Below are 26,364 nucleotides of genomic sequence, written 5' to 3'. Positions count from 1 at the left end.
TCCGGCGAGGCGCGACGCCCCGGAGGCGGGTGCGGACCGACCCCCTCCGAACAGCGGCACGACCCCCCGCCGGACACCACCACGCCGTTCACGCCGTGGGCAGCCAGCCGAGGGTCTTCATCGTGGAGAGGCTGGTCGCCTTGAGGCCACCGGCGGAGACGGTCCAGAGCACTCCGTCGACCACCAGTGACCTTCGGATCGGCGTCAGACCCTCGGGACCTCCCGTGTCCGGCGTGTGGTCGACCGTGCCGACCTCGGTGAACCCGCCGTCGCCGGCTCGCAGGGCCACAGCCACGTTGCTCGGCCGGCTCGTACCGTGGACGGTCAGTGGGACCACGACCAGGCGTTCTGCCGGCCAGTAGAGGAACGCGTGCGGGTCGAACTCCGCCTCGGAGTGCCCCTGCTTGACGTGATACTGGGCGATCCGGGTCGGCTTGGCCGGGGAGGAGACGTCGAAGAGCGAGAGCTGGGTGCCCTGGATACGGCCCTGGCCGGACGCCTCCTGCCCGACACCGAGCAGCCGTCCTTCGCCGGCCGGATGCAGGTACGCCGAATACCCGTTGATCTTCAGTTCGCCGGTCACCTTCGGCGCCCCCGGATCACGCAGATCGATGGTGTAGAGCGGGTCGGTCTGCCGGAAGGTGACGACGTACCCGGTGCCACCGACGTACCGCACCGCGTATATCCGTTCCCCCTTGCCCAGCCCGGTGACCTTTCCGACCTGGGTCAGCGCCGTGCCGTCGGCACGCAGGACATACACGCTGGACGTCGAGTTCGGCCTGTCGCCCCAGGTACGGCCACTGGTGGTGGCCACTCTCAGATGCCCGTCCCACTCGGACATGGCGTACTGGTTGACGAGCCAGCCCGGTACGGACGCGGCGGCGACGTATCGCGGGGCACCGGTGCCAGTGATGTCGAACTGGTAGATCTCGGTGGTCTCGTCCCTGGGATCCGGTGCGATGTTCCGCGCGGTCAGAATCGGCAGCACCCGCCAGCGCTGATCGTTGGCGACGTACAGCCGGGGTCCGTTGCTGTAGACGGTGTCGCCGTCGGCGATCACGGTGACCGGGTCGCCAGCACCGAGCGCGGCCGCACCGAGGTCGAAGCTGAGGACGGTCACCAGCGACGTGCCGGAGTAGACGGCCGGCCGGCTCACCCGTTCGCAGCCGACCCGTCCGGCGCTGGTTCTCCCGCCGGAGGTGACCTCGTACCGGGGCAGCCAGTCGTCGGCGGTGGCGTTGTCGATGATCTCGCGGTTGGCGGTGGTGCGCTGCTCATCGGTGGCCCGTTCCCGATGCGGGAAGTTTAGCCGGGGGGCGGAGCGGACCACGACCCGGACCGTTGTGCCGACCTGGCGGGCGTCCACCAGATTGCCGTCGATCCGGTATTCGCCGATGATCTTTGGCTGGCCGGACAGGTCGACCATGATCAGCTGAGGGCCGACGATACCGTCCGGCGCCGGGGCGTCCACGACCCGCCCGCCTCCCTCGGGGACGGCCGGTTTCGCCCTCCCGGCCCACCCGTCGCGGCGCAGCACCAGCGCCCGGTCACCGTGCAGCAGCAGGGCGTCCTCGGCCCCGCCGAACTGATCGGCGCCCGGTGCCAGTTCCAGCTTTCCGGTCAGCCGGCGGGTGGCCGGGTCGACCACGTACAGCGTGCCGTGCTGCACGGTGACGATCCGCCTGCCGTCGGTCTTGACCAGGTCCGGTTCATCGGCCCCGGCCTCGTGACTGTTGGTGCCCGAGTAGCCGGGGGCGGCGGCTTTGGACGCCGCGTCCGCAGCCCCCGCCACGGCGGGCGCCGCAGCCCGTTCGGCGCTGCCGAAGGCACGCGCGTCCCCGTTGGGCCCGAACCCCCAGGGCCCGACGTGCGCGCTGGCTGCCGTCTTCAGCTGCCGCAGCGCCTCCGGGCAGGAGTCGAACGCGACGAGCCGGAACCCGCCGGCCGGCACTCCCCGGTCAGGTGGCGGCGCGGGGGCCGGCTCCGCCGTACAGCCGGTGACCAGCGCCAGGCCGGCGACCAGGGCCAGTCCCATGACGCGAGCTGGAGTCATGACTCGGGGGGCGCCGTTGGCGGCCGTTGGCTGGGGTACGTGGGCGCTGCTACGCGTCATGCCCCTACGACGTGGCTGCCCTGGGCTGGGTTCCCGGGATGCGAACCTCGAGCCGAGTAATCGACAGGGGTTCGAGCGTCGGTCGCACCATCGCGCCGGCCCGGCGAGGCCGGCCGGGCCGGCGCCGCCGACCTCAGCCCGCTATACGCCCCCATTCGGACTGGACCGGACCGGCGGGTGCGTAACGTGCAGGAGTAACCCCCTGACGCGAAGAGGAGACTTCATGTCCAAGCCACCGCTTCCCGAGGCCGCGGTCGCCATGCTCCAGAAGCCGAACCCCGCCGTCATGACCACCCTTCGCAACGGTGGCCAGCCGGTCTCCGCCGCCACCTGGTACCTGTGGGAGGACGGCCGGATCCTGGTGAACATGGACGCGAGCCGCCGCCGGCTGGAGCACGTCCGCAACGACCCCCGGGTGTCACTGACCGTGCTCGACGAGGCCGGCTGGTACACCCACGTCAGCATCATCGGGCACGTCGCCGAACTGCGCTCCGACGAGGGCCTGGCGGACATCGACCGGTTGTCGAAGCACTACACGGGCAACGCGTACCCACGCCGGGAACGCGCCCGGGTCAGTGCCCTGATCGAGATCGACCGCTGGCACGGTTGGGGCGCGCAGAAGGACAACAACCAGGTCGGCTGAGCGCTGCCGCCCGCCCTGTCGCCCGACGGCAGCCGTCAGGGCGACAGGGCCTCAGCCGTCAGGGCGTCAGGGCGGCGGCGGGCCGGGCGCCGACGCGGGTCACCAGGTAGCCGAAGGCCGCTGCGGTGAAGAACATGACGATGCCGTAGACGGCGCCCGGGATCGCCATCTGGGTGCTGTTGAGCAGCGCCGGACTGAGCGCGATCGTGATGGCCAGGGTGCTGTTGTGGATGCCGATCTCGAACCCGGCGGCCGTCGCGGCGCTCCGGTCCACACCGGCGAGCCGCGGCACCCCGTACCCGATGGCGAGGCTGAGCAGGTTGAAGGCGAGCACGGCCAGGCCGACCGAGACAAAGTAGTCGGCGATGTTCTCCCGCTCGCCGAGCACTGCGCCGGCGATCACCGCGACGAGCACGACGACGGAGAGGATGCGGACCGGACGGTTCAGCCGCTCGGCCACCTGCGCCATCCGCGCCCGGATGAGCATGCCGATCGCGACCGGGACGAGCACGATGGCGAAGACCTGGAGCACCTTGTCGAACTGGAGGCCGATGCTCCTGCCCTCGGGCAGGAAGTACGCCGCCGACAGGTTGACCAGGATCGGCAGGGTGAACACGGCGAGCACCGAGTTGATGGCGGTCAGGGTGATGTTCAGGGCGACGTGCCCGCCGAACAGGTGGCTGTAGAGGTTGGCCGTGGTGCCGCCCGGTGATGCGGCCAGCAACATCATGCCGACGGCCAGCTCGGGCGCGAGGTCGAACGCGAGGACGAGGCAGAAGCAGAGCGCCGGCAGCACCAGTACCTGGCAGACCAGGGCGATGACGGCGGCTCGTGGGTGGTGGGCCACTCGGCGGAAGTCCGCCATGGTCAGTCCGAGACCCAGACCGAGCATGATGATGCCGAGGGCGACGGGTAGTCCGATCAGAGTCACGGCGGAGTCCATGGCACAACATCGTTACCACCCGGTAACGCCGTCACAATCCCCCATGTGGCTGGACGGCTCTTGACCCCGGACGGTGATCGGCTTAACTTCATCAATCAGATAAGTCTCTTTACTAATCTTGCCTGATGTCTCGTGGGAGTGTGCCGATGCGACCATTCCGCCACCGCCGTCTCACCGCCGTCGTCGCCCTGGCGACCCTGCTGGTCACCGCCGCTCCGCCCACCGCCGCCAGCGCCGGTGACAACCAACAGCGCCGCACCGGTTACCACCGGGTCGGCTACTTCACCCAGTGGGGCATCTACGGCCGGGCGTTCCCGGTCAAGAAACTCGAAACCTCCGGGGCGGCGAGCCGCCTCACCCACCTCAACTACGCCTTCGGCAACGTCAGCGAGGACGGCCGCTGCTACGTGGACGGCGGGCCGGGTGAGGGCGACGCCTGGGCCGACTACCAGCGCCCGGTTCCGGCCGAGGAGAGCGTCGACGGTGTCGCGGACGCCCCGGGCCAGGCGCTCAACGGCAACTTCGGCCAGCTCGCCAAGCTCAAGGCCAAGCACCCCAAACTGAAGGTGCTGATCTCGCTGGGTGGCTGGAGCTGGTCGACGTACTTCTCGAACGCGGCCCGCACCGACGCCTCCCGCAAGGCGTTCGTCACGTCCTGCATCGACCTCTACCTCAAGGGCAACCTGCCCGGCGGTGACGGCGCCGCCGGGGGCCCGGGCGCCGGGGCCGGCGTCTTCGACGGCATCGACCTCGACTGGGAGTGGCCCAACTGGGAGGGTGAGCCCGGCAACGTCATCCGCCCGGAGGACCGGGAGAACTTCACCAAACTGCTCGCCGAGTTCCGCCGGCAGCTCGACGCGTACGGGCGCACGACCCGCGCGCACCACCCGCTGACCGCGTTCCTGCCGGCCAGCCCGGCCACCATGGACGCCGGCTACGAGGGTCGCAAGATCTTCAAGTACCTGGACTTCGCCACCGTGCAGGGGTACGACTTCCACGGCGGCTGGGACGCGCGGGCCAACCAGCAGTCGGCGTTGCGCGTTCCGCAGGGCGCCCCGGACAACCCGGACTTCTCCGTCGAGGTGGCCATCGACGGGTGGATCGCCCGTGGTGCGCCGCGCGACAAGCTCGTGCTCGGCATCCCCTACTACGGTCGTGGCTGGACCGGCATCACCGGCGGCGGCAACGGCCTGTTCCAGCCGGCCACCGGGCCCGCGCCGGCCACCTTCGAGGCCGGCTACGAGGACTACAAGAAGCTGAAGACCCTGGCCGGTAACGGCTACACCGTCCACCGCGACCTGCGCGCCGGGCACGCCTGGTTGTTCGACGGTACGACGTTGTGGACGTACGACGACCCGGCGGTCGTGTTGCAGAAGACGCTCTACATCCGACGGGCCGGCCTGGCCGGCGCCATGATCTGGTCGCTCGACGGCGACGACGACAACGCCACGCTGACCAAGACGATCGGCCTCGGCCTGACGACCTGGTAGCCGTACGTGTGCCACCCGGCCCGTCGCCGGCCGACCTATCGGCTGGCGGCGGGCCGGCTACCGCTGCGGCGCAGTCACCGCCCGCACCGCGGCATCGATGAGCGCGGTCACCTGGTCCATGTCCCGAGCGCGGTGCACGTCCACCTCGGCCGACCAGCCGTCGGGCCGGGTGAGCTTCACCGTCACCTCCTCGCGGCGGTGGGTCAACCAGTCGGCGATTGCCTGCACCAGCACCATGGCGGTGCCCGCGTCGCTGGCGGCCACCCGCAGTACGTCCGTGCGGTCCGCCGACATCCCGTCAGGGGACGTCGTGGTCACCCCTTTCCGCAGCCGATCCTCAGCGCGCAGCCAGGACGCCAGCGAACGCCGAGCATCGGCGGACGGAAGATCCGGATGGACCGAGAGCGTGATCATCTCGGGCACGTCTCCTCCTCCCAGCCGACGACAAGCCCACTCCATCATCCTGCCAGTCCGCGTCGGGACCGGCACGCCGAGTAGTCAGCACTATCGATCAACCCTTGACCGCCGTATCGACGGTTCATAGGCTCCGGCCACTGCGAGGTTGTTCCCGAGAAGGGAAACACGACACATGGCCCCATCGATGCGTCCGTTCCGGATGGTCCCCGCCAGGCGGCTGGCAGGTGCCGCCACGATCGCACTGCTGCTCGGCATGATTCCCCTGCTCGGCGGCACACCGGCCGCGAGCGCCGCCCAGCCCTCCCGGTGCAGCGACGACCCGACGGCGCGGTTGAGCACGGTGCCCGCCCCGGAGACCGTGCTCGGCTTCCCGCTCGGCGCGGGGCAGGAGCGGGTCGTCACCAACGACGAGGTCCGGACCTACCTCGGGGCCGTCGATCGGGCCTCCAACCGGGTCGTCACCGGCGTGATGACCACCAGCGTGCTCGGCCAGCCGTTGCCGTACGCGGTGGTGTCCAACGAACGCCACGTGCGGCCCGCCGCGCTACGCGAGATCGCCGACGACGTCCGGGACCTGCGCGACCCGCGCCGGACCAGCGCGCGAACCGCCGCCCGGACGGCGAAGGACAGCCCGGCCATCGTCTGGGTCACCGCGAACGTGCACGGGGGTGAGAAGAGCGGCGCCGACGCGGCGCTCAAGACGCTGTACGAGTTGGCGGCCGGCCTGTCCTGCGCGGTCGCCCAGCGCAACGACAACCTGGTCACCATCATCGTCCCCACCCAGAACCCGGACGGCCGCGACGCGACCCGCCGGCAGAACGAGTTCGGCTTCGACCTGAACCGGGACTGGTTCGCCCGCACCCAGCAGGAGACCGACGGCAAGCTCGAACTGCTGCGCCGCTACCCGCCGCAGGTCTTCATCGACGCGCACGAGATGGGCGGCCGGCAGTACTTCTTCCCGCCCAACGCCGACCCGATCCACCACGAGATCGCCGGTGAGGCGGTGGACTGGATCAACCGCATCGGCGAGGCCAACAAGGCCGGCTTCGGCTTCAACGGGGCCTGCGACGAGACCGTCACCACCGAGTGCTACTTCAACTACGACACGTACGACATGTTCTTCATGGGCTACGGCGACACGGTGCCGACCACCGGCTTCGGCGCGGCCGGCATGACGTACGAGAAGGGCAGCGCCTCGGCTGTGGCCGACCGGGTCCAGCAGCAGTTCCACACCCAGTGGTCGACGCTCGGCTGGGCCGCCGCGAACAAGCGCGAGGTGCTGGACGGCTACTTCGACATCTGGACCGACGCGCTCGCCCAGGGCCGGGCGGGCACCCTGGAGCCGAACGAGGTGGTGCAGCCCACCAACGAGGTCCAGTTCCCGGTGCCGGACCTCACCATCCGCTCGTACATCCTGCTGCCCGACCGGCAGCTCGCCGACGTCCGCCAACTCGTCGAGCGGCTACGCCGGATGGACGTCGAGGTGTACGAGGTGCAGAAGGCGACCCGGGTGCCCACCGCGCGGGTCTTCGGCGGGCGCAGCGCCACCAACGTGACAGTGCCCAGGGGCGCGTACTGGATCCCGATGGACCAGCCGCAGAAGCACTGGATCCAGGCCGTCATGGGCGAGGACCCGTACGTCCCGTTCCCGTACTTCTACGACGTGTCGTCCTGGAGCAACCCGCTGCTGATGGGCATCAACACCATCTACACCGGAGACACCGTCCGGCCGAGGGCCGAACTGGTCCGCAAGGTCTCCGGCGGTCGCACCGGCGCGGCGTGGCCCTGGGGCTCGTACACCTACCCGCTCGACTCGGCCGCCGCCGCGGAGCTCACCTTCAGCCTGCTCGGCCGCGGCGTACCCCTGGTCCGCGACCTCACGACCAGCAGGGTCGCCATCCCGGCGGCCACGGTGAACCGGACGGTGGACGGGCTGGCCGAATCCCTCGGGGTCACCCTCACCCCGGGTGGTCGACCCGCCGGCACCCGCCTCGACCTGCCCGACGTGGGGCTGTTCCAGGGCACCGGCATCTCCACCACCTCCGGCTCACACGGCGAGGCTCGCTACGTGCTCGGCAAGCGGTGGGGGCTCGACCTCACACCGGTCACCACGGCCGACATCAACGACAACACCGAGGCGTTCACCGGGCGTACCGTGCTGCTGGTGCCGGACGGCAGCAGCGCCACCGGCGGCCTGACCGCCACCGGGCAGGCCAACCTGCGCGACTGGATCAGCCAGGGCCACACCTACCTCGGGCTGCGCAACGAGGGCACCCGGGTGGCCCGCGCCGCCGGTCTCACCTCGACCACCGAGAAGACCAAGCCGGCGGACTACCTGGTGATCGGCTCGCACCTGCGCGTCGACGTCGACCAGGACAGCCCGGTGGCGCTGGGTCGCCCGGCGGAGGACTTCGAGTTCAACAACAGCGACCCGATCCTCACCCCCAGCACCACCGGGACGAACGTGCTCACCTACCCGACGGGTGACACCTTCTGGGCCAACGGTTACACCGTCGGTGCGGACACCCTGAAGGGCACGGCCGCGGTCGTCGACGAGCCGACCGGCGCCGGTCGGGCGGTGCTGTTCGCGTTCAATCCGCTCTTCCGCGCGTACAACGAAAATGGTCTGCACCTGGTCGCCAACGCGTTGCTCTATCCGGCGACCGCCGCACCGGACGCCCGGCGCCCGGCCGAGGTCGACGCGGCGCGCGCCAGCGCCGCCGCCGCGCCGGTCACGCCGGACCTGGGCGGCGGGTGGCGACCGATCACCATCCAGGTGGCGGCCGGCGACCTACCCCGCACCGAGGCGATCGTCGAACGCTTCACCACCGAACCCCGGGCGTCCGCGAAGAACGGCTCGGCGTACGTCGTGATCCCGAACCCGCAGGGACTCCAGATGGACGAACACCCGTTCGCGAGGGATCTGGTACGCGCGCTGCGCGACGCGCGAGTGCCCCTGCGGTCCGTGGTCGGCTGACGGACCCGCACAACGAAGCGCCCGTCCCCTCGACCGGGGCGGGCGCTTCGGCGTGTTCGGAGATCGGCTACGACCGCCGGGCGACCTCGGTGACGAACGCCCGCCAGGCCACCGGCCCGAAGACCAACGCCGGCCCCTCGGGGTCCTTCGAGTCCCGCACGCCCACCATGCCGGGCAGGTCGTCCGCGACCTCGACGCAGTTGCCGCCGCCGGAGCCGCTGCGGGTGGACTTGCGCCACGTAGCGCCGATCAGGTCCATGACGTCACCACTTCCTTCATCAGATCCAGTGACTGCCGGCGGGGTAGCGCCTCGCTGCGAACCATCTCCCACCTCGACATGAGGGTATCCACATCGTCGTCGCGGTCGATGACAACGCCGCCGAGTTGGTTCTCCATCTCGGCCACCCACTTGTGGTCGGGCAGCCGGGCCAGGCTGAACGGCCCGGTCAGGCCGACGTGCATGCTGACCTCGTCCGGCAAGAGGTGAATGCTGACGTTCGGCCGCTCGGCGAGAGTGGTCAACTGCTTGATCTGCCCCGCCATGATGTCGCGGAAGTCCGCGCGGGCGCGGCGGAGCACCGCCTCGGCGATGACGGCGACGAAGTGCGGGGCGGTCGCTTTCGTCAGCGTCTCCTGCCGGTCCATCCGATGCGCGAGCCGTTTTTCCACCTCGTCGTCGCTCAGCGTGTCGTTGCAGCGGATGACGGCGCGGCCGTAGCTCTCCGTCTGGAGCAGACCCGGCACGAGGCTCGGCTGGAAACACCTGAGCTGCGTTGCCGTGCGCTCGGCGTCCAACCACGGCAGGAACCAGGACGGGGCGCCGAGCTTGCCCACCATGCGCTCGAACAGCCCGCCGTTCTTGAACGCCCGGTCGGCGCCCTTGATGAAGTCCAACGTCAGCGCCCACGTCTCGCTCTCCACGGCGCTGACATGCGAGGCGCTGAAGCCGGCGCCCCGGCCAAAGGCGTCCTGGGTCATCCCGGCGGCCCCTCGGGCCCGGCGGATCTCGGCCACGATGAACGCGGCGAGCGGGTGCGGCAAGTCGGCCATTCGGTACTCCCCCACAACTACTCACACCGCTACCCCGGCGTGGAACGCTTCGCCAGCTCGATCCGATCCGGCGAGCTTCGCCTTAGCGTAGTTGTCTCCACAGCGGAGCGTCAGCAGCGGCGCGGCTGGTGGGAGGACAACGAGGTCATGAGTTGTCGACGGTCTAGTACTCCAACGTCATTTGGCTGCGGCGTTTGGCGTGGCGTGGGCATGAGGACGGCCAGCGTGGCCCCCGACCGCTGGGTGGATCCGTCGCAGTCCTCCAGCCTGACGGCCGGATGGTCGAGTCTGAGCGTTCTTGAACGTCTCGGTCCGTTCCTGGCATCTCTAGCTCCGAATGGTATAAATATGAGTCGATGCGATCAGACGATGACGTGCCACCTCTGCACCGCAGGCCGGCGAGTCCGCGGCGTCGCCTGCCACACCATGACCGGTTGACTGGAGATCTCATGACCAGCCCTCGATCCGCTCGGCCTCGGCAGACTCCGGGAGTAGCCTGCCCGCGCCGTGCCCGCGTCAGGCCCACCGCGCTGAGCATGCTGTCGGTCGGCCAAAAGAGGGCTCATCCCGCACAGGCCGTCTGCACGGAGCGTCCGACCTGCATCGTCCCGTCCCCCAACAGAAAGGACGACGCATATGCGACGTGCCATGTTCAGCCGCCCCCTGTCGCGAATGGCCAGGCTCGTGGCCACCAGTGCGGTGATGGCGACCACGGCTGCCGCAGCGGCAATCGCCATCACCGCTACCGCCGGCCCAGCCGCTGCCGCCACCAGCCAGTTCAGAGGCATGAACTGGGCTCAACTGGGTGACAACTTCAGCACCAGCCCGCTCGTCGTGCAGGGCCTGAGCCAATCCGACAGCTACGCAACAGTGCAGGCCAAGGCCAACGCCCTCTACGACGACATGGCCTCCACCATGGGGATCAACACCGTCCGGCTGCCTATCAACACTCAGACAGTGGCAAACACCACCTGGTGGAACGCCTACCGGGGCGCCATTGACGCCGCTACTGCCCGTGGATTCAAGGTCATCCTCGCCTTTTGGACGGACCATTCCTCCGGCGCGAGGATCGCGAACCTCGCCGCGTGGAACACCATGTGGTCCAGCGTGACCAGCGCCTACGGCTCGAACACCAACGTGTACTTCGAGCCAATGAACGAGCCGGGCGGTTACAGCTCGGCACAGTGGCGCGACATCGCAGCCAACTGGCTCAGCACCCACTCCTCGGCCGTGCCCAGCCGGGTGCTCATCGGCGGCACTGGCGCAAGCCAGGACCTGCGCGACGTCTGCAACGACAGCCGCTTCAACTCGACGCTGCTGTCCTTCCACCACTACGCCTTCTTCTACGGCTCGATGACCTACGACGCCTGGCGAAGTCACATGCAGACGCGTCTGGGCAACTGTGCCTCCCGGGCGGTCGCGACCGAGTTCGGCGCGCCCATGGACAACGGCCTCAACTACGCCGACGCGAACAGCACCGACAACTTCGTGCGCCACATCCGCGCCATGGCCCAGGTCATGCGTGACAACCAGATGGGCGGCACCTACTGGCCCGCCGTCGGCGGCAAGAACTCCGGCTCCGGTCACGACTGGTACTCGATGTTCGCCCTCACCGGCAGCGGCACCAATCTCAACCTGACCATCCGCAACACTTCTGGCGCCGACCGGATCCGCTATGCCTATGGCGACACCATCGGCGGCGGCTCCACGACGCCCCCGCCCTCGGGAACCCAATACCGGATCAACAACGTCAACAGCGGCAAGGCGATGGACGTGATCGGGCAGTCCACGGCCGACAGCGCCGAGATCAAGCAATGGAGCTACCTGGGCGGCAGCAACCAGAAATGGCGCTTCGAGGACGCCGGTAGCGGCTACTTCCGCATTGTCAACCAGAACAGCGGCAAGTGCCTCGATGTCGCCTCCGCCTCCACCGCAGACGGCGCGAACATCGTCCAGTGGACGTGCGGAAACGGCCAAAACCAGCAGTGGCAATGGCAGTCCCAGGGCAGCAACTTCCGGCTTGTGGCCCGGCACAGCGGCAAGTGTCTGGACGTGTACCAGTCAGGAACCGGAGACGGCGTGGACATCCAGCAGTGGACCTGCGGAAGCGCCAACAACCAGCGCTGGACAAGAACCGGGGTCTGACCAGGGCTCACCGAGGCGGGGTGGCAGACCGTGCGGCACGGTCTGCCACATCCGATGTACTAGATCACTAGTTCTGCTCGTGGGCCGCCTGCCGTGCCAGCAACTTCTCCTTCGCCGCTGGCCAGGCGTCGTCGACGATCGCGTACAGCACGGTGTCACGCCAGGTGCCGTCCGCCTCGGCGCGGGCGACTCGGGGAGGGTGCGGAAAAGCAGCCAACCCAACGCGGGCATCACGATCAGCGGGGCGAGGGCCACCTGGAGGGTGGTCGCGTCGGCGACACCGCCGATGAACGGACTGACCAGGCCACCGACGCTGACGGTAAGGCCCAGGGTGATGCCACTCGCGGTGCCCACACGGGTCGGGAGGTAGTCCTGGCCAAGGGTGATCTGGAGCGAGAACGGGATATAGAGCCCGGCTGAGGTGAGCGCCACGAACAGATAGAACGCCGGCCCGGGGACGAACACGACCCCCGCGACGGCGGCGACGCTCAGCAGGTACGACCAGCGCACGACGGTGACCCGGTCCCAGCGGCCGGCCAGGTTGCCCCCCAGCACCGTACCCACCGCTCCACCGAGGTAGAGCACCACCAGCGCCGCCGTTCCCGCGAACGTTCCCCCGCCGGTGCGCTGCGGCGCGTAGAGCGCCAGGAACGTGCTCAGACCGGCGAAGGCGATGGAGCGGCAGACCACGGCCAGCGACAGCCGGCCGAAAGCGGCCCTGTCGTCGGTCCCGACCCATCGCGGGGTATCGGAACCGGCCCCCGTCGTCGCGCGCAGCGCGCGAAGGACGGGCAGGCACAGCACGCTGCCCGCGAGGGCCGGCACCACGAGCAGTGGAGTGAGTCGCAGACCGCCGTTGGCGACGACGGCGGCGACCAGAATGGGCGCGACAGCGAAGCCGAGGTTGCCGCCGAGGGAGAACCAACCCATGCCGGCGTGGCTTCCGCCGCTGGCGATCCGCGCGACCCGGGCGGACTCGGGATGGTACGCCGCGACTCCGATCCCGGAGACGGCCACGAACGCCAGCGTCAACGGGTACGAACCGGTGAGCCCGCTGCACGCGATTCCCAGTCCGCCCAGGATCGTGCTCAGTGGCAACAGCCAGGGTGTTGCCCACCGGTCCGTCAGCGCACCGAACAGCGGTTGCGCCACCGAGGAGAGCAGCGAGGCGGCGAGCACCACGCCCGAGGCCGCCGCGTAGGTGTAGGCACGCTCGGCGATGAAGAACGGTACGAGCGCGGCCACAGCGCCCTGGTAGACGTCCACGCAACCATGCCCGACGGACAGCAAGATGATCGTTCTGTTTCTCCGCACGCCGCCATGTTCGCCGCTTCCCGACCTGTCGGGCTTCCGATAACCTGCCAACCAATGACGAGAATCCGCCACCGGCCGGTGGCACCGACTCGCGCCCAGCAGTTGGCGTCCGGGTCCGTGATCGACGTGCACCGCCACGACGACCATCAGATCGTCTACGCCGCCCGCGGCGTGCTGGCCATCACCACCGACGCGGGTGCCTGGGTCGTCCCCGCTAGCCGCGCCATCTGGGTGCCCGCCGGAACCGCGCACGAGCACCAGGCCCACGGCGCACTCGAACTGCACCTGATCGGCCTGCCCGCGACTGAGGACCCGCTGAATCTGACGGAGCCGACAGTGCTGGCCGTCGGGCCGCTGCTGCGCGAGCTAATCCTCGCCTACACCAGCGCCCCCCAGGATGACAGCCCCGCGCGTGCGCGGCTGCGGGCCGTCCTGCTCGACCAGTTGCGGTCCTCGGCCACGCAGCCCGTGCACCTGCCCACGCCCACCCAGCCCCGACTGAAGGCACTCTGCGCGATCCTGTACGCCGACCCGGCCGACAACCGCACCCTGGCCGTGCTCGGCAGACAGGTGGGCGGAAGTGACCGTACGCTGTCGCGCCTGTTCCGTTCCGACCTCGGCATGACCTTCCCGCAGTGGCGTACCCAACTGCGGCTGCACCGTGCCCTGGTGCTGCTGGCCGAGGGTGTACCGGTCACCGCCGTGGCGCATCAGTGTGGATGGTCCTCCGCCAGCGCGTTCATCGACGTCTTCCGGCGCGCCTTCGGGCACACCCCGGGCAAACACGAGCGCCGGTAACAGCACGGCGGCCGCCTTCTCCAGGACCCCGCGGGTCGGTTAGCGGACATCCACCGGGCCGGATCACGACAGCGTTCCCACCACCTGCGGCGCAGGCTGGCCGGGTTCGGTGACGACGACGGTCGGCACCTGGAGGAGGCTCGCGGCCCATGGGCGTACCCCGTGCAGGGACGGCGGCGCTCGCCGGCGGTCTCGCCCTGCTACTGATGGCCACCACGGTCGGGTGCAGACGGTCGCGCCCGTCGTCGGCCCCGACCGGCGGCACGGCGACGGTCGGCCTGACCGTCAGCGCCGCGCAACCGTCGTACCGGGTGGGTGAGCAGATCAGCCTGCGGCTGAAGCTGGTCAACAACCGCGACACCGAGTGCCACCTCAGTCGTGTGCCGGACGGGGCGGTGACGGTCATGTCGTTGACCCGAGACGGCACGGCGGTGGCACCCGCGGTCGGCGGCGCCGCCTACTACCGGGACTTCACCGCGTACCTGGTCGAGAACCTGGTGCGGGTGCCGCCGCGCGGGTCGGTGGAGCTGACCCTGGGCAGCGATCCGCAGAGCCCGATCGGCGCGGCGCTGACCACCTCCGCGCCGGACGGGCGCGGTGGGGCCACCGTCACCTGGTGGCCGGTCGACCAACCGGGGGCGTACCGGCTGGTGCTGGGCTACCTGCGAGCGCCACTGCGGGGTGTGCCGGCGGATGCCTGCGCCGCGACGGCCGAGCAGGGCACTGTCGCGTTCGAGGTGAAGGGCGGGTGACCGGGTTGCGGAGCCGAATGCGACTGGGTGTCGTGCTGGCGGGCGTCCTGGTGCTGCTCGCCCCACAGGCGGCGTCCGCCGTGGTCAGCGTCAACAGCGACCTGCAAGCGGAGTACGCGGGTTGTGTCGGACAGATCCGCGGCTCCGGCAACGGCGCCGTGCTCGACGAGCTGGAACGCTCCGGCAAGCAGATCAAGGTGCGCAGACCCATTTTCGGCTCGGAGAGCAGCACCACGACGTACGTGCCGGGCAGCGACGTGCAGATCAACTGGGTGCCGGAGAACGACGGGCGGGCGCTGCCGGAGGAGGGAGCGGGCTTCACCGAGGACCAGTGCGCCACCCTGATCCACGAGATGAACCACGCCCTCGATGAGGTGAACGACACCGACCGGGGCAAGTTCTGCACGCAGGGCGGCCTACAGGCGAGCACCGTGGACCCGGACGAGGTGCACGCGGTGCTGGCGGAGAACGCGTACCGCAAGGCCGTGGGAGTGCCGCTGCGTACCACGTACAGCGGATTGAAGCTGCCGTCCAACGGCAAGGACTGCGACCAGCCCAAGCCCCGACCACCCGGTGGTGGTGGTTGTTCGATCTCGGTGATCGGCAAGGGTTACCGGTGCGCGAACAGCAACGGCGACCCGCACCTGCTCACCTACGACGGTCTGCGGTACGGCTTCCAGGCCGCCGGGGAGTTCGTGCTGACCCGCTCGACGACCGACGACTTCGAGGTCCAGGTACGACAGACGATGTTCCCGGCCAGCTCGGTGGTGGCCGTCAACTCGGCCGTCGCGGTTCGGGTGGCCGGCGACCGGGTCGGCGTGTACGTCACACCCGACGGCCCGGCCGTCCGGGTGAACGGCGCCGCGCCGGTGTCCGCCCCCGACGGGGTGAAGCTGCCCCACGGCGGCACCGTCACCAGCTGGGCAGACGGCGCGGTGACCGTGGAGTGGCCGGACGGCGCCCGACTGACCGCCCAGCCGATCGGGGTGTGGGGGCTGAGCGTGAGCGTCAGCGCGCCCACCGCCCGGGCCGGGACGCTGGAGGGCCTGCTCGGCGACCACGACGGTGACCCCGGCGACGACCTGACCGTGCGCAGCGGAAAGCGGGTGGCGCAGCCGCCCACGTTCGAGGCGCTGTACCCCGGCTTCGCCGACAGTTGGCGCGTCGAGGCGCAACGGTCGCTGTTCGACTACGAGCCGGGGCAGAACACCGGCACGTTCACCGACCGGCGTTTCCCGGACCGACTGCTCACCGTCGGAGACCTGCCCAACCGGGCCACCGCCGAACTCGTCTGCCGGCGCGCCGGTGTCACCGATCCACAGATCCTCGCCGACTGTGTGCTCGACGTCGGCCTCACCGGGCAGGTGGCGTTCGCCGAGGACGCCGCCCGCGCGCAACGCGACGCGCCCGCTGCCGGCGACGTCGACCTGGCGGTGACCCGGGCCGGCGACACGGCCGCGATGAAGGTGCCGGGCCGGGCCGGTCAGAAGATCTTCGTGGAGGTGCCGGCCGCCACCGTGCCGGATCGCTGCGGCGTGTTGCTGCTGCTCGACCCACAGGGCCGTCAGCTGGCGACCGGCTGCGTCATCTCCGGTGTCGGCTTCATCGACACGACCACGTTGACCGCCACCGGCGACCATCAGGTGGTGCTCGACCCATGGGATGCCGACCTCGGTCGGGCGACCGTACGGGTCGTCGCGGTGACCGACGAGGAGAAGACGCTCACGCTGGACGGGCCCGCGGTCCGGGTGACGCTCGCCCAACCGGGGGCGATCAGCCGCCTGACGTTCGACGGCCGGGCCGGTCAGAAGGTCTTCCTCCAGGTCACCGACGCCACCCTGCCGGACCGGTGCAACCTGCTGCGCCTGCGCGACCCGGCCGGCGAACAGGTGACCAGCGGCTGCGTGATCGGCGGCCAGGGGCATGTCGACGGGTTCGTCCTGCCGGCCACCGGCCGGTACGTGCTGGAGGTCGACGGGATCTCCACCGACACCGGCTCGGCGGACGTGCGGCTGCGCGACGCCAGCGACGAGCAGCGTGACACCGTCGCGGATGGACGGGCGAACACCCTGTCGGTCAGCCGGCCCGGTGCGGTCAGCCGGCTCCGGTTCCCCGCCGGCAGCGGTCAGCGCCTCACCATCGAGGTGAGCGCCGCCAGCCTTCCCGACCGGTGCGCGATTCTGACCGTCACCGGCCCGGACGGCGCGGCGGTGGGCAGTGGCTGCGTCATCGGCGGTGCCGGGCGGTTCGAGACCGGCCCACTGCCCACGGGCGGCACGTACGCTCTCGTGCTCGACCCCTGGGCGGACGAAACCGGGTCGGCGACGGTCACCGTCCGCCAGGCCGGTTGACCGGGCGACCGGCTGGCCCGACGAACGGGTCAGCCGGCCGCGGCGGCGTCAGCCGGTGGCGCAGATGGTGCCGTTGAGGGTGAACGCCGTGGGCAGCACATTCGGCCCGCTGTACGCGCCGACGAAGCCGGCGCTCACGGTGCCGCCGGCGGCGATCTGCCGGTTGTCGGTGGTGGGCGTGACCCGGACCGCGGTGCCGACCTGCTCCCAGGTGGCGCTCCAGCCGCTGCTCACCTGCTGCCAGCCGGTGGGCCAGGTCCAGGTGAGAGTCCAGCCGTTGATCGGGCTGGTCCCGTTGTTGATGATGTCGACGCCACCGATGTAGCCGTTGCCCCAGTCGTTGCTGGCGGTGAAGCGGACGGTGCAGGTACTGGCGGCGGGGCTGGCGGTGGCGAAGGTGAGCGGCGGTGAGGCCCAGGAGACCCGTCCGGCGGTGTCGCGGGCCAGCACGTTGACGGTGTACCTGCTGCCGGGCACGAGGTTGTCGACCGTGAACGAGGTGGTCGCCGTCTCGCCGAACTGCTCACTGACCGCGCCGTGCTGCCGGTACACCTCGTACTTGGCGATCGGGCTGCCGCCCGGCGTGGCCGCCGGCCAGGTGATCGTCGCGGCGCGGTCGGTGACGCCGCTCGCGGTCGGCTGGCCCGGTGCCGCCGGCCGTCCGGCGGTCGCGCCGGCCGGGCGCAGCACGAGCGTGGTCAACGAGTACGCCGGCAGCGTCCGGCTGGTCGCCGAGCCGGACTGGCTGGTGGCGATGCCGCTGGCGCCGTTGGTGAGGGTGGAGACCGTCGGCGCTTGCGCCGACGGGGTGAACCCCGCGTAGTCGATGGTGACCGGATGGTCGTTGTCCGGGTCCTTGTTCACCAGCAGCACGGCGAGGTCACCGTTGCCCCGGCGGACGGCGTGGGCGGTGACCAGGGGCTCGTCGGTGCCGGCGCGAACGAACTGGTCGCCGGTCTTCGCGAAGAGCTTCATCATGCTCAGCCCGTGGTACGGGGCGAACGGGGTGTTCAGCGGCGGTTGGCAGACCGAGCCGTCCTCGGTGCAGCCGCCACTGGAGAGCATCCCGAAGTCGCCGTAGTCGGTCTGGCCGGCCACCGTCGTCACGGTGCCCATGCCGTTGTGCACGTTCCACCAGTGCGCGGTGAAGACGCCGTTCTCCAGCAGCCCGCTGTAGACGTCGGCCAGGAAGAGCGCGGCCGGCTGGGTGTTCCGGCCGGCGTCGACGTTCAGCTCGGTGAAGCTGATGCCGATCCGGTCGGCGTTCGCGCCGGCGTACCGGGCGAGTTGCTGCCGCAGCAGGTAGGTGGCGTCGGGGAGGTGGTTGACGCGGGCCAGCGACTCGGCGGCGGTGCCGCCCGGGTACCAGTGCACGTCCACAAAGTCGATCTTCGGGCCGGCGATGGAGAGCACGGTCTGGTTCCACGGGCCCGGGTCGCTGCCGGCGGTGATCCCGTCCGGCCAGTTGCCCGGCATGGTCAGCACCGCTCCGACCTTGATGCTCGGGTCGACCGCCTTCATCGCGTCGGCGTACTCGACGACCAGCCGCGCGTACTGCGTCGCGCTCTTGTCCGGGTGGTCGTCGGCCTCCCACGCGGACCCGTAGTGGCCGTTGCCGTAGTTCTCGTTGCCGACGGTCCAGTAGCGCGCGTCGTAGCCCTTGGTCACGTTGGCGTACCGCACCCAGTCGGCGGCTTCGGCGGGTGTGCCGGTGCCGTAGTTCGCGATGATCATCGGTTGCGCGCCGACGCGCCGGACCGCCGCCATGAAGGTGTCGAAGTCGGTTCCCGGCGCGACGTAACCGCCGGGCGCGGTGTGGTCCTTCCAGTGGTAGATGTCGGCGTACGAGCCGCCGGGGTAGCGCATCATCTGCACGCCGGCAGCTTTGAGCAGGTCCGACGTCTCGGCGGTGCCGAGGTTCGAGTCCCAGATGGCGTGGTTGACGCCGAGGGCGGTGTCCGGCACGGTCGCCAGACCCGCGCGCGTGTTGACGGTCACGGTGACCGGGTCGGCCGCCGCGCTGGCGGTCGGTGGGTCGACGCTCGCGAGCGCGCTCGCGGCGAGCAGCAGGCCCGCCAGGAGCGCCGCTCGGGTCTTCGGTGTACGCATGGGCGGGGTTCCTTCGCGCAGATGAGCCGCCCGCCCGCCGGTCCGGGTGCGACGCGGCGACGGGCGAACTCGTGGACGGCTGGCTCTCTTTGGTCCATCGGTTGTGTCACCGTCCCCCGGAGATCACATCTGGATCCCGGCTGCCCAGTGGACGGACGTCAGCCCCGCGCGGCTCATCGACGTACCACAATGGCATTGTCGGTTCGACAATCTCAAGGTGCGCGGGGGATCGACAGACGTCATACGTTACGGCTTGACGAACGGCATGTTATCGCTCACAGTCGATGCGAGGCGATCAGCGTCCGTGGCTCACCGGGAGGGCCATCGCTGGTCGGGCCTCGGTATTCAGGACGTCCCTGTGCACGTGGACGTCGCATCAGGATCTGCCAACAGCCGCCGGTGACGTGCGGCGGACGTCGCGCGCCTCGGGACCGCCCAGGCGCTGCTGCCGGGCCCCCGACTCACGACAAGAGGAACCGCCGATGAGATCAAGGATCGCACTGCTGGCCGCCACGCTGGCGACGGCCCTGGCGACGATGACGGCCGTGGTAACGGTCGCCACCCCGGCGTCGGCCGCGACGCTCACCCAGGTGACCACCTTCGGGGCCAACCCCACGAACCTCCAGATGCACCTGTACGTGCCGGACCGGGTCGCGGCCCAGCCGGCCCTACTCCTCGCCCTGCACTACTGCACCGGCAGTGGTCCGGCGGTGCACAGCGGCTTCGGACTCAGCACCCTCGCCGACCGCTACGGCTTCATCGTGATCTACCCGTCGGTGACCCGGAGCAGCAAGTGTTGGGACGTCTCGTCACCGCAGTCCCTGCGGCGTGACGGCGGCAGCGACCCGGTCGGCCTCAAGTCCATGGTCGACCACGTGCGGAGTCGCTACCCGGTCGACGCCAACCGGATCGGCGTCGGTGGGTTCTCCTCCGGGGCCATGATGACCAACGTCATGGTCGGCCTCTACCCGGACCTGTTCAATGCCGGGTTCAGCTCCTCCGGGGTCCCGTTCGGGTGCTTCGCCACCACCAACGGCGCGGAGTGGAACAGCGAGTGCTCCGGCGGACGGATCGTCAGGACCGGGCAGCAGTGGGGTGACCTGGTCCGCAACGCCTACCCCGGCTACTCCGGCACGCGTCCCCGGTTCCAGATCTGGCACGGCACCACGGACACCACGCTGAGCTACGTCAACTTCGGCGAGCAGATCAAGCAGTGGACCAACATGCAGGGCGTGTCGCAGACCCCCAGCTTCACCGACGCCCCGCAGACCAGCGCCACCCGCACCCGGTACGGAGGCACCGGCGGCACGGCGCCCGTCGAAGCGATCAGCTTCCAGGGGTACGGCCACTCCATCCCGTTCGACGCCGCGCAGGCCGTCCGGTTCCTCGGCTTCGACACCACGAGCCCCACCACCCCGCCACCCGGCGGCGCGTCCGCGCCGCTGCGCAACACCGGTGCCAATCGCTGCCTGGACGTCCCGTCCCGGTCGCAGACCAACGGCACCCAGCTGACGTTGTGGGACTGCAACGGCGGCACCAACCAGCAGTGGACGTCGACCGCCACGAAACAACTCCAGGTGTACGGCACGAAGTGCCTGGACGCCGAGGGCGCCGGGACCTCGCCGGGCACCCGGGTGATCATCTGGGACTGCAACGGCGGCACCAACCAGCAGTGGAACGTCAACACCGATGGCACGGTCACCGGCGTGCAGTCCGGCCTGTGCCTCACGCCCAACGCCGCCGGCACCGCCAACGGCACCCCTGCGGTCCTGGCGAGCTGCAACGGCACGAACAGCCAGCGGTGGACCCGAAGCTGACGCGGTGACCGGCGGCGGTGATCTCGCTGCCGAGGACGGTAGCGCCCTGGCTCGGGCCGGGCGGCGTCCCGCTGCTCGGGCCCGGACTCCGAACAGCGGGACGCAACCCGGCGGCCAGGGCTGGGGCCGGCGGTCGTCATCGGGGCGGCCCAAGGTGCGGCCCCTGCCAGCGGCGTCCGCTGGGCAGGTGAGCGGGCCGGTTGTCGTCGCACGACTGTCCCGGCTGCTGCGGTGCCCTGGAACCCCGATGGCCGTTCATGCCTCGGCCGCGCGGCGTGCGGGTCGCCCGATGGTGGTCTCGGGCCGTCTCGCGCCGGCCACGTGCCACCCGCCCCACGCCACGATCGTCGTCCAGCACACCTCAGGTCAGTGGCGACAGCTCCGTCACAGCCGCCCGAGGTTGTCGAGTATCGACGACTGTCCGTCACGTTAGCGCTAACAGTGAGCGATTGTCCATAGACAACGGTCTTCGTTTGCTGCTGCGGAGTGGTTGCATGGACGCCGATGACCGTCGTGAGCGCGGCCGGAATAGCCTTGCGGCATGCGGGGACGATTCGGTGCGGCCAGGCGATGGTACGGGGAGCATCGGCGGTTGGTCCGCCGCACGGTTCTCGCGCTCATGGTGGGGGCGGTGGCGTTGACCGGGGGCACGGTGGCCAGCGTGAATTGGATCCGCGACACCGCGGAGGGCCACCTCTACGGCGAGGCCGAGGTGCCGGACGCCCCGGTCGCGCTGGTCCTGGGCACCAAGGTGGACGCCGACGGCACGCCCTCACCCGTCCTCACGGCCCGGTTGGAGATCGCGCGGCGACTCTTCGACGCCGGCAAGGTTCGGGCGATCCTCGTGTCGGGCGACAACATGAACGCCGATTACAACGAGCCCGCCGCGATGCGGAGCTGGCTGGTGGAGCGGGGTGTACCAGCACACAAGGTGGTGCCGGACTATGCGGGCTTCGACACGTACGACTCGTGTGCGCGGGCCAAGCGCATCTTTGGGGTGCGGCAAGCCACGGTGGTGACCCAGTCCTTCCATCTCCCGCGCGCCGTGGCGCTGTGCCGGCGCCTCGGTATCGACGCGAACGGAGTGGGCGACGACAGTGCGAAGCGGTACGCCCAGACGTGGTGGTTCAGTTCGTCGCGGGAGAACGGCGCCTGCGTGAAGGCCGCGCTGGATCTGCTCTCCGGTCGCGACCCGGCGCATCTCGGCCGCCGGGAGACGGGCGTCGACGACGCGTTGCGGGTCGGCTGAGGGAGGTCACGACCGTGGTGGTGCGGCGCTGTCGCGCACGATGAGCTCGGTGGCGAGTTCGACCCGAGAGCTCTCGGTCCTCTCACCGCTGGCGAGGCGCAGCACGGTACGCGCGGCCAGCATGCCCATCTCGGAGAGGGGTTGCCGGACGGTGGTCAGCGGCGGGGAGCACCACCGCACCTCCGGCAGGTCGTCGAAGCCGACCACACTGACGTCGTCGGGCACCCGCAGGCCCCGCTTGCGGACCGCCTCGTAGACGCCGAGGGCCATCTGATCGCTGGAGGCGAAGATGGCGGTGGGTGGGTCGGGCAGGGCCAGCAGCTGCGTACCCGCGGTGAAGCCGGCCTCGTGGTAGAAGTTTCCCGGGCGGATCAGGGAGTCGTCGATGGGGATGCCGGCGGCGCCGAGGGCGGCCCGGTAGCCGTCCATTCGGGCCCGGCTGCACATCAGATGCGGCGGGCCGGCGATGATGCCGATGCGGCGGTGGCCGAGGCTGATCAGGTACTGGTTGGCGCTGAGGCTGCCCGCCCAGTTGGTGGCACCGATGGTGGGTGACTCCTGCGGGTCGACGCCGGCCGGGTCGATGATGACGACCGGCAGGTGGAGCCGGCGCAGCTCGGCCTGCAACGGTGGGTTCACCATCGAGGTCACGAAGATGATTCCCTCGGTGGAGCGGGTACGCATGTTGTCGAGCCACTGCTTGGCCGAGGACATGCGCCAGTGGATGGCCGACACGACGGTGCCGACACCGCTGGTCTGGCCGACGTCCTCCACCCCACGGATGATCTCCACGGCCCACGGGCTGTCCAGGTCGTTGAAGACCAGGTCGATGAGGGCGGCGTCGGTGCGCCGGGCCGGGGACCGGCGGCGGTAACCGTGCCTGAGCAGTAGCGCCTCGACGCGTTCCCGAGTGTCGGGGGCGACGTCGGAGCGACCGTTGATGACCCGGGAGACGGTGGGCACGGAGACACCGGCCAACCGCGCGATCATGGCGATGGTGACGTTTCGGCCGTTCTCCATGCCCACGGTCCCCCTGCGTCCTGCTGGAAACTTCAGGTCTGCTCGCGGTGGTGCGTTGTCTCACGGGGTGCTCGGACGCCGACTGAGCCGGCAGGGTGGGGATCGATGGATCTCCGAAACTTTCAATGCTTCGCCGGTAATACCGATCGATGGCCGGCACGCTACGAGCTGATGTCGTAGCGGTCAAGACCTCTGACCTATTGCGAGAAGACCGGCTAGCGAAAGCCAGGACTTCCAGTGATCCGGCACCGCGATTTTCCGGAAGTTCCAGACAGCCCGTTCAGAGAGCCGCAACCCCATCCTCGCCACGCGGACGGCACTCGGCGGGCGCCGTCCGCCGGCTCGCACCCGCGGCCGTCGATTGACGAGAAATCGACGCACTGGTATCTGTTAATACAGTTTCCTGATGCTCGCGGTGCCCGCCGGGGCCGAACCGCCGCGCCGGGCCACCGACCGGCTGGCGGCACGCCGCCCCTTCCCCGAGGAACACCATGGTTCACAAGAGAAGAGCCGCCTACGTCGTGGGCACCCTGCTGATCGGTGTCGCCGCCGTCGGCTACGGCCTGCCGTCGGCGAGCGCCGCGACCGCCGGCCCGATCACCGGCCTCGGCGGTAAGTGCGTCGACGTGGCCGGCGCCAGCTCGGCCAACGGCACGCCCGTCCAGCTCTACGACTGCAACGGCAGCGCTGCCCAGACGTGGACCGTCGGCAACACCGACAACTCGATCCGGGCACTCGGCAAGTGCCTCGACGTCACCGCCGCGTCGACCGCCAACGGCGCCAAGGTGCAGCTGTACGACTGCAACAACACCGGCGCGCAGAAGTGGACCGCCAGCAACGGCGCGCTCGTCAACTCCGGCTCCGGCAAGTGCCTCGACGTCACGGACCGGAGCACCGCGAACGGCGCCCGGTTGCAGATCTGGACCTGCGGCGGCACCACGAACCAGCGGTGGACCCTGCCGGGCGGCGGCTCCCCCACCCCCACGCCCACCACCCCGACCGGCACCAACCTCGACGACCCGGCGAAGAAGAACGTCGCCATGCAACTCGTCTCGGCCGCCGAGAACTCCTCGCTCGACTGGCGCGCACAGTTCTCCTACATCGAGGACATCGGCGACGGGCGCGGCTACACCGCCGGCATCATCGGCTTCTGCTCCGGCACCGGCGACATGCTCGAACTGGTCGAGGCGTACACCCGCACCAAGCCGGGCAACGTGCTCGCCGGCTACCTGCCGGCGCTGCGCAACGTCAACGGCACCTCGTCGCACGCCGGTCTCGACCCCAACTTCCCCCGCGACTGGCGAACGGCGGCCACCGACTCGGTGTTCCAGGCCGCCCAGGAGGCCGAACGCGACCGGGTCTACTTCAACCCCTCGGTACGCGACGGCAAGAACGACCAGGTCCGGGCGCTCGGTCAGTTTGCCTACTACGACGCGGCGGTCATGCACGGGTACGAGGGCATGCGCCAGATCCGCAGCCGCGCCCTCAATCGGGCCACGCCGCCGGCCCAGGGCGGCGACGAGCGAACCTGGCTCAACGCGTTCCTCGACGAGCGGGTCATCGAAATGAAGAAGGAGTTGGCCCACTCGGACACCTCCCGCGTCGACACCGCCCAGCGGGTGTTCCTCAACAACGGCAACTTCAACCTGAACACGCCACTGGTGTTCGCCGTCTACGGCGACCAGTTCCGCATCGGCTAACACGGCTGGGCGGTACGGCCGAGCGAACGGCGGGGCCGAGCGTAATCCCCCCAGCCGGGTGGTCCACCAGTGACGCGTTCATCGATAGCGGGGTCGCCGGCACGAGTTTCCGATCGCCGGCGGCCCCGCCATCGACGTGTTTCGCCGATCCCGGCTGCCTCGCCAGCTCGCACAAATGGCGAAACTGTTGACTATCCGTCACTCGCCGCCAGCCGATCCGCAGCCGTCCAACAACCGGCGCTGCATTAACCTGCTGCAATGGAAGGCCGGACGGCAGCCACGCATCGGACTCGGCGTTTCCGCCGTGACCTGTACTGGATCATTCCCGTCGGCGTACTGACCGCAGCGGCAACTTTTCTGCTCGTCCGAGTGCCCGAACGAGGCGCCGACATCGCCACCATCCTCGCTCTGCCCGTGGCGGTGACCGCGACGATGGCCGGGATCCTGGCGGTGCGGGGCAGCACCCCAGCCGACGGGCTGCGACGTGCGGCAGGCGGCCACCGGATGCGGCACTGGCCGGTCGTCGCCCTGGCCGCAGTGACGCTCTGCGCGATACTGGCCGCGATCGTCATGCACCTGCCATCCGACACGGACGACGTCACGCGCCAGCTTTCCGGCCGGGTTCGGATCGGCATCACCGGCAAGATCCCGGGTTGGAGCGAGAAGAACGGCGAACGCTACGAGGGCTTCGAGATTGCGCTGATCGACTACCTACGAGCCCGCTACGGTTTCGAGCCGGAGTACGTGGAACTGAATCCCGACGATCAGACGGAGGCTTTGGACTCGGGCCGCGTCGATCTGGTGGTGGGGAACTATTCGATCGAGTTCTCCCGGGAGACAACCGTCGCGTTCGCTGGTCCATACTTTTTGGACGAGGTCGGGATCTATCTGTCCGCACACAAGGTCAAGAAGCCGCCGGTCGCCGCCGAGCTGACCGGCTGCGCGCTCGGGGATACCTACCCACGGCCGGGCGACATGGGCGTTACCTTCCAGCACGCCCAGAGCCTCCAGGATTGCCTGGTCAAATTCTTCGACCCCAAGGACCGGGTCGACGCCGTCTTCATGCATCACTCCGTCCTCGTCAGCCTGGCGGTCCGTCGAGGTCTGGCTCCGGGCGACATCGTCGCCTTCAGAAGGTACGAGATGGCGCGCTACGCGATCGGCGTGCCGAAGAACAAGCACAAGCTGTGTGAGGCGCTCGGGCGGGACATCGATGTGTTCCTGACCACCGAGTGGGACGCAGCGGCCGCCCGCCACCTGCCCTACCTCGACGGGGCAGGCAAACCGTTGTACAGCAACCCCGACAGCTGCACCTGATCCCGCCCGAGGTCGTCGTCGTCGAGCGGTACCGGATGTCGCCGACGGCGCCGATGCGGTCCTGGGCCACGACCACGTGGACAACCCGTCGCCACATCCTCGCGTGGTGATTTGACCTCAAGCTCGGGTGAGGTCCTAGCCTCCGGTATTGGAGGTAAC

At 69.8% G+C, this 26,364-nt stretch carries 19 protein-coding genes; 11 read left to right on the top strand and 8 right to left on the bottom strand.

Annotation, left to right across the window (positions count from 1 at the left end; genetic code table 11):
* Nucleotides 1–88: 88 nt before the first annotated feature.
* Nucleotides 89–2,053, bottom strand: coding sequence for a beta-propeller domain-containing protein (locus AC5L30_RS00595; protein WP_494864421.1), 1,965 nt, complete (start codon nt 2,051–2,053; stop codon nt 89–91).
* Between the two features lie 283 nt (nt 2,054–2,336).
* Between AC5L30_RS00595 and AC5L30_RS00590 the strand changes: the two genes are divergently transcribed.
* A complete protein-coding gene (locus AC5L30_RS00590; protein ID WP_494864419.1) occupies nt 2,337–2,756 on the top strand; it encodes a PPOX class F420-dependent oxidoreductase in 420 nt (139 codons plus the stop codon).
* A gap of 58 nt (nt 2,757–2,814) precedes the next feature.
* On the opposite strand, the gene AC5L30_RS00585 is transcribed toward AC5L30_RS00590, so the two are convergent.
* The gene (locus AC5L30_RS00585; protein WP_494864417.1) at nt 2,815–3,699 is read right to left on the bottom strand and encodes a bile acid:sodium symporter family protein; all 885 of its coding nucleotides are present in this window, start codon (nt 3,697–3,699) and stop codon (nt 2,815–2,817) included.
* A gap of 146 nt (nt 3,700–3,845) precedes the next feature.
* On the opposite strand from AC5L30_RS00585, the gene AC5L30_RS00580 reads away from it, so the two are divergent.
* Nucleotides 3,846–5,189 carry a glycoside hydrolase family 18 protein gene (locus tag AC5L30_RS00580; protein WP_494864415.1) on the top strand — a complete coding sequence of 448 codons (1,344 nt, stop codon included), beginning with the start codon at nt 3,846–3,848 and terminating at the stop codon, nt 5,187–5,189.
* 57 nt (nt 5,190–5,246) lie between these two features.
* On the opposite strand, the gene AC5L30_RS00575 is transcribed toward AC5L30_RS00580, so the two are convergent.
* Entirely contained in the window at nt 5,247–5,603 is a 357-nt protein-coding gene (locus AC5L30_RS00575) for an effector-associated constant component EACC1 (RefSeq protein WP_494865298.1), read from the bottom strand.
* A 175-nt stretch (nt 5,604–5,778) separates the two neighbouring features.
* Here AC5L30_RS00575 and AC5L30_RS00570 point away from each other — a divergent pair, with 175 nt between their 5' ends.
* Entirely contained in the window at nt 5,779–8,583 is a 2,805-nt protein-coding gene (locus AC5L30_RS00570) for a M14 family zinc carboxypeptidase (RefSeq protein ID WP_494864413.1), read from the top strand.
* Between the two features lie 67 nt (nt 8,584–8,650).
* On the opposite strand, the gene AC5L30_RS00565 is transcribed toward AC5L30_RS00570, so the two are convergent.
* Together AC5L30_RS00565 and AC5L30_RS00560 are read right to left on the bottom strand one after the other, a co-directional pair.
* A complete protein-coding gene (locus AC5L30_RS00565) occupies nt 8,651–8,842 on the bottom strand; it encodes a DUF397 domain-containing protein (protein WP_494864411.1) in 192 nt (63 codons plus the stop codon).
* A complete protein-coding gene (locus AC5L30_RS00560; protein WP_494864409.1) occupies nt 8,833–9,633 on the bottom strand; it encodes a helix-turn-helix domain-containing protein in 801 nt (266 codons plus the stop codon). Before AC5L30_RS00560 ends, AC5L30_RS00565 begins: the two co-directional genes overlap by 10 nt.
* Nucleotides 9,634–10,305: 672 nt before the next feature.
* Here AC5L30_RS00560 and AC5L30_RS00555 point away from each other — a divergent pair.
* Entirely contained in the window at nt 10,306–11,778 is a 1,473-nt protein-coding gene (locus AC5L30_RS00555) for an RICIN domain-containing protein (protein WP_494864408.1), read from the top strand.
* On the opposite strand, the gene AC5L30_RS00550 is transcribed toward AC5L30_RS00555, so the two are convergent.
* Nucleotides 11,695–13,092, bottom strand: coding sequence for an MFS transporter (locus AC5L30_RS00550; protein ID WP_494864406.1), 1,398 nt, complete (start codon nt 13,090–13,092; stop codon nt 11,695–11,697). The genes AC5L30_RS00555 and AC5L30_RS00550 overlap by 84 nt on opposite strands.
* Before the next feature lie 54 nt (nt 13,093–13,146).
* Here AC5L30_RS00550 and AC5L30_RS00545 point away from each other — a divergent pair, with 54 nt between their 5' ends.
* From AC5L30_RS00545 to AC5L30_RS00535, 3 genes are all read left to right on the top strand, one after another.
* On the top strand, nt 13,147–13,890 hold the full coding sequence (locus AC5L30_RS00545; protein WP_494864404.1) for an AraC family transcriptional regulator: 744 nt from the start codon (nt 13,147–13,149) through the stop codon (nt 13,888–13,890).
* 149 nt (nt 13,891–14,039) lie between these two features.
* The gene (locus tag AC5L30_RS00540; protein WP_494864402.1) at nt 14,040–14,642 is read left to right on the top strand and encodes a hypothetical protein; all 603 of its coding nucleotides are present in this window, start codon (nt 14,040–14,042) and stop codon (nt 14,640–14,642) included.
* Nucleotides 14,643–14,659: 17 nt separating this feature from the next.
* Nucleotides 14,660–16,993 carry a VWD domain-containing protein gene (locus AC5L30_RS00535; protein WP_494864400.1) on the top strand — a complete coding sequence of 778 codons (2,334 nt, stop codon included), beginning with the start codon at nt 14,660–14,662 and terminating at the stop codon, nt 16,991–16,993.
* Nucleotides 16,994–17,041: 48 nt separating this feature from the next.
* Here AC5L30_RS00535 and AC5L30_RS00530 read toward each other — a convergent pair whose 3' ends face one another.
* Nucleotides 17,042–19,102, bottom strand: coding sequence for a cellulose binding domain-containing protein (locus AC5L30_RS00530; protein WP_494864398.1), 2,061 nt, complete (start codon nt 19,100–19,102; stop codon nt 17,042–17,044).
* A 482-nt stretch (nt 19,103–19,584) separates the two neighbouring features.
* On the opposite strand from AC5L30_RS00530, the gene AC5L30_RS00525 reads away from it, so the two are divergent.
* Together AC5L30_RS00525 and AC5L30_RS00520 are read left to right on the top strand one after the other, a co-directional pair.
* Nucleotides 19,585–20,919 (top strand): extracellular catalytic domain type 1 short-chain-length polyhydroxyalkanoate depolymerase, encoded by a 1,335-nt coding sequence (locus tag AC5L30_RS00525; protein WP_494864397.1) that lies wholly within the window; start codon nt 19,585–19,587, stop codon nt 20,917–20,919.
* Nucleotides 20,920–21,460: 541 nt separating this feature from the next.
* Nucleotides 21,461–22,168 carry a SanA/YdcF family protein gene (locus tag AC5L30_RS00520; RefSeq protein WP_494864395.1) on the top strand — a complete coding sequence of 236 codons (708 nt, stop codon included), beginning with the start codon at nt 21,461–21,463 and terminating at the stop codon, nt 22,166–22,168.
* A gap of 6 nt (nt 22,169–22,174) precedes the next feature.
* On the opposite strand, the gene AC5L30_RS00515 is transcribed toward AC5L30_RS00520, so the two are convergent.
* Complete coding sequence (locus tag AC5L30_RS00515; RefSeq protein WP_494864393.1) at nt 22,175–23,188, bottom strand: LacI family DNA-binding transcriptional regulator; 1,014 nt, start codon at nt 23,186–23,188, stop codon at nt 22,175–22,177.
* A gap of 491 nt (nt 23,189–23,679) precedes the next feature.
* Here AC5L30_RS00515 and AC5L30_RS00510 point away from each other — a divergent pair, with 491 nt between their 5' ends.
* A complete protein-coding gene (locus AC5L30_RS00510) occupies nt 23,680–24,888 on the top strand; it encodes a chitosanase (protein ID WP_494864391.1) in 1,209 nt (402 codons plus the stop codon).
* 258 nt (nt 24,889–25,146) lie between these two features.
* The gene (locus AC5L30_RS00505) at nt 25,147–26,205 is read left to right on the top strand and encodes a transporter substrate-binding domain-containing protein (protein WP_494864390.1); all 1,059 of its coding nucleotides are present in this window, start codon (nt 25,147–25,149) and stop codon (nt 26,203–26,205) included.
* Nucleotides 26,206–26,364 lie beyond the last annotated feature (159 nt).

This window comes from Micromonospora sp. BQ32, assembly GCF_059358895.1.
This window is presented reverse-complemented; position numbering and strand designations above follow the sequence as displayed.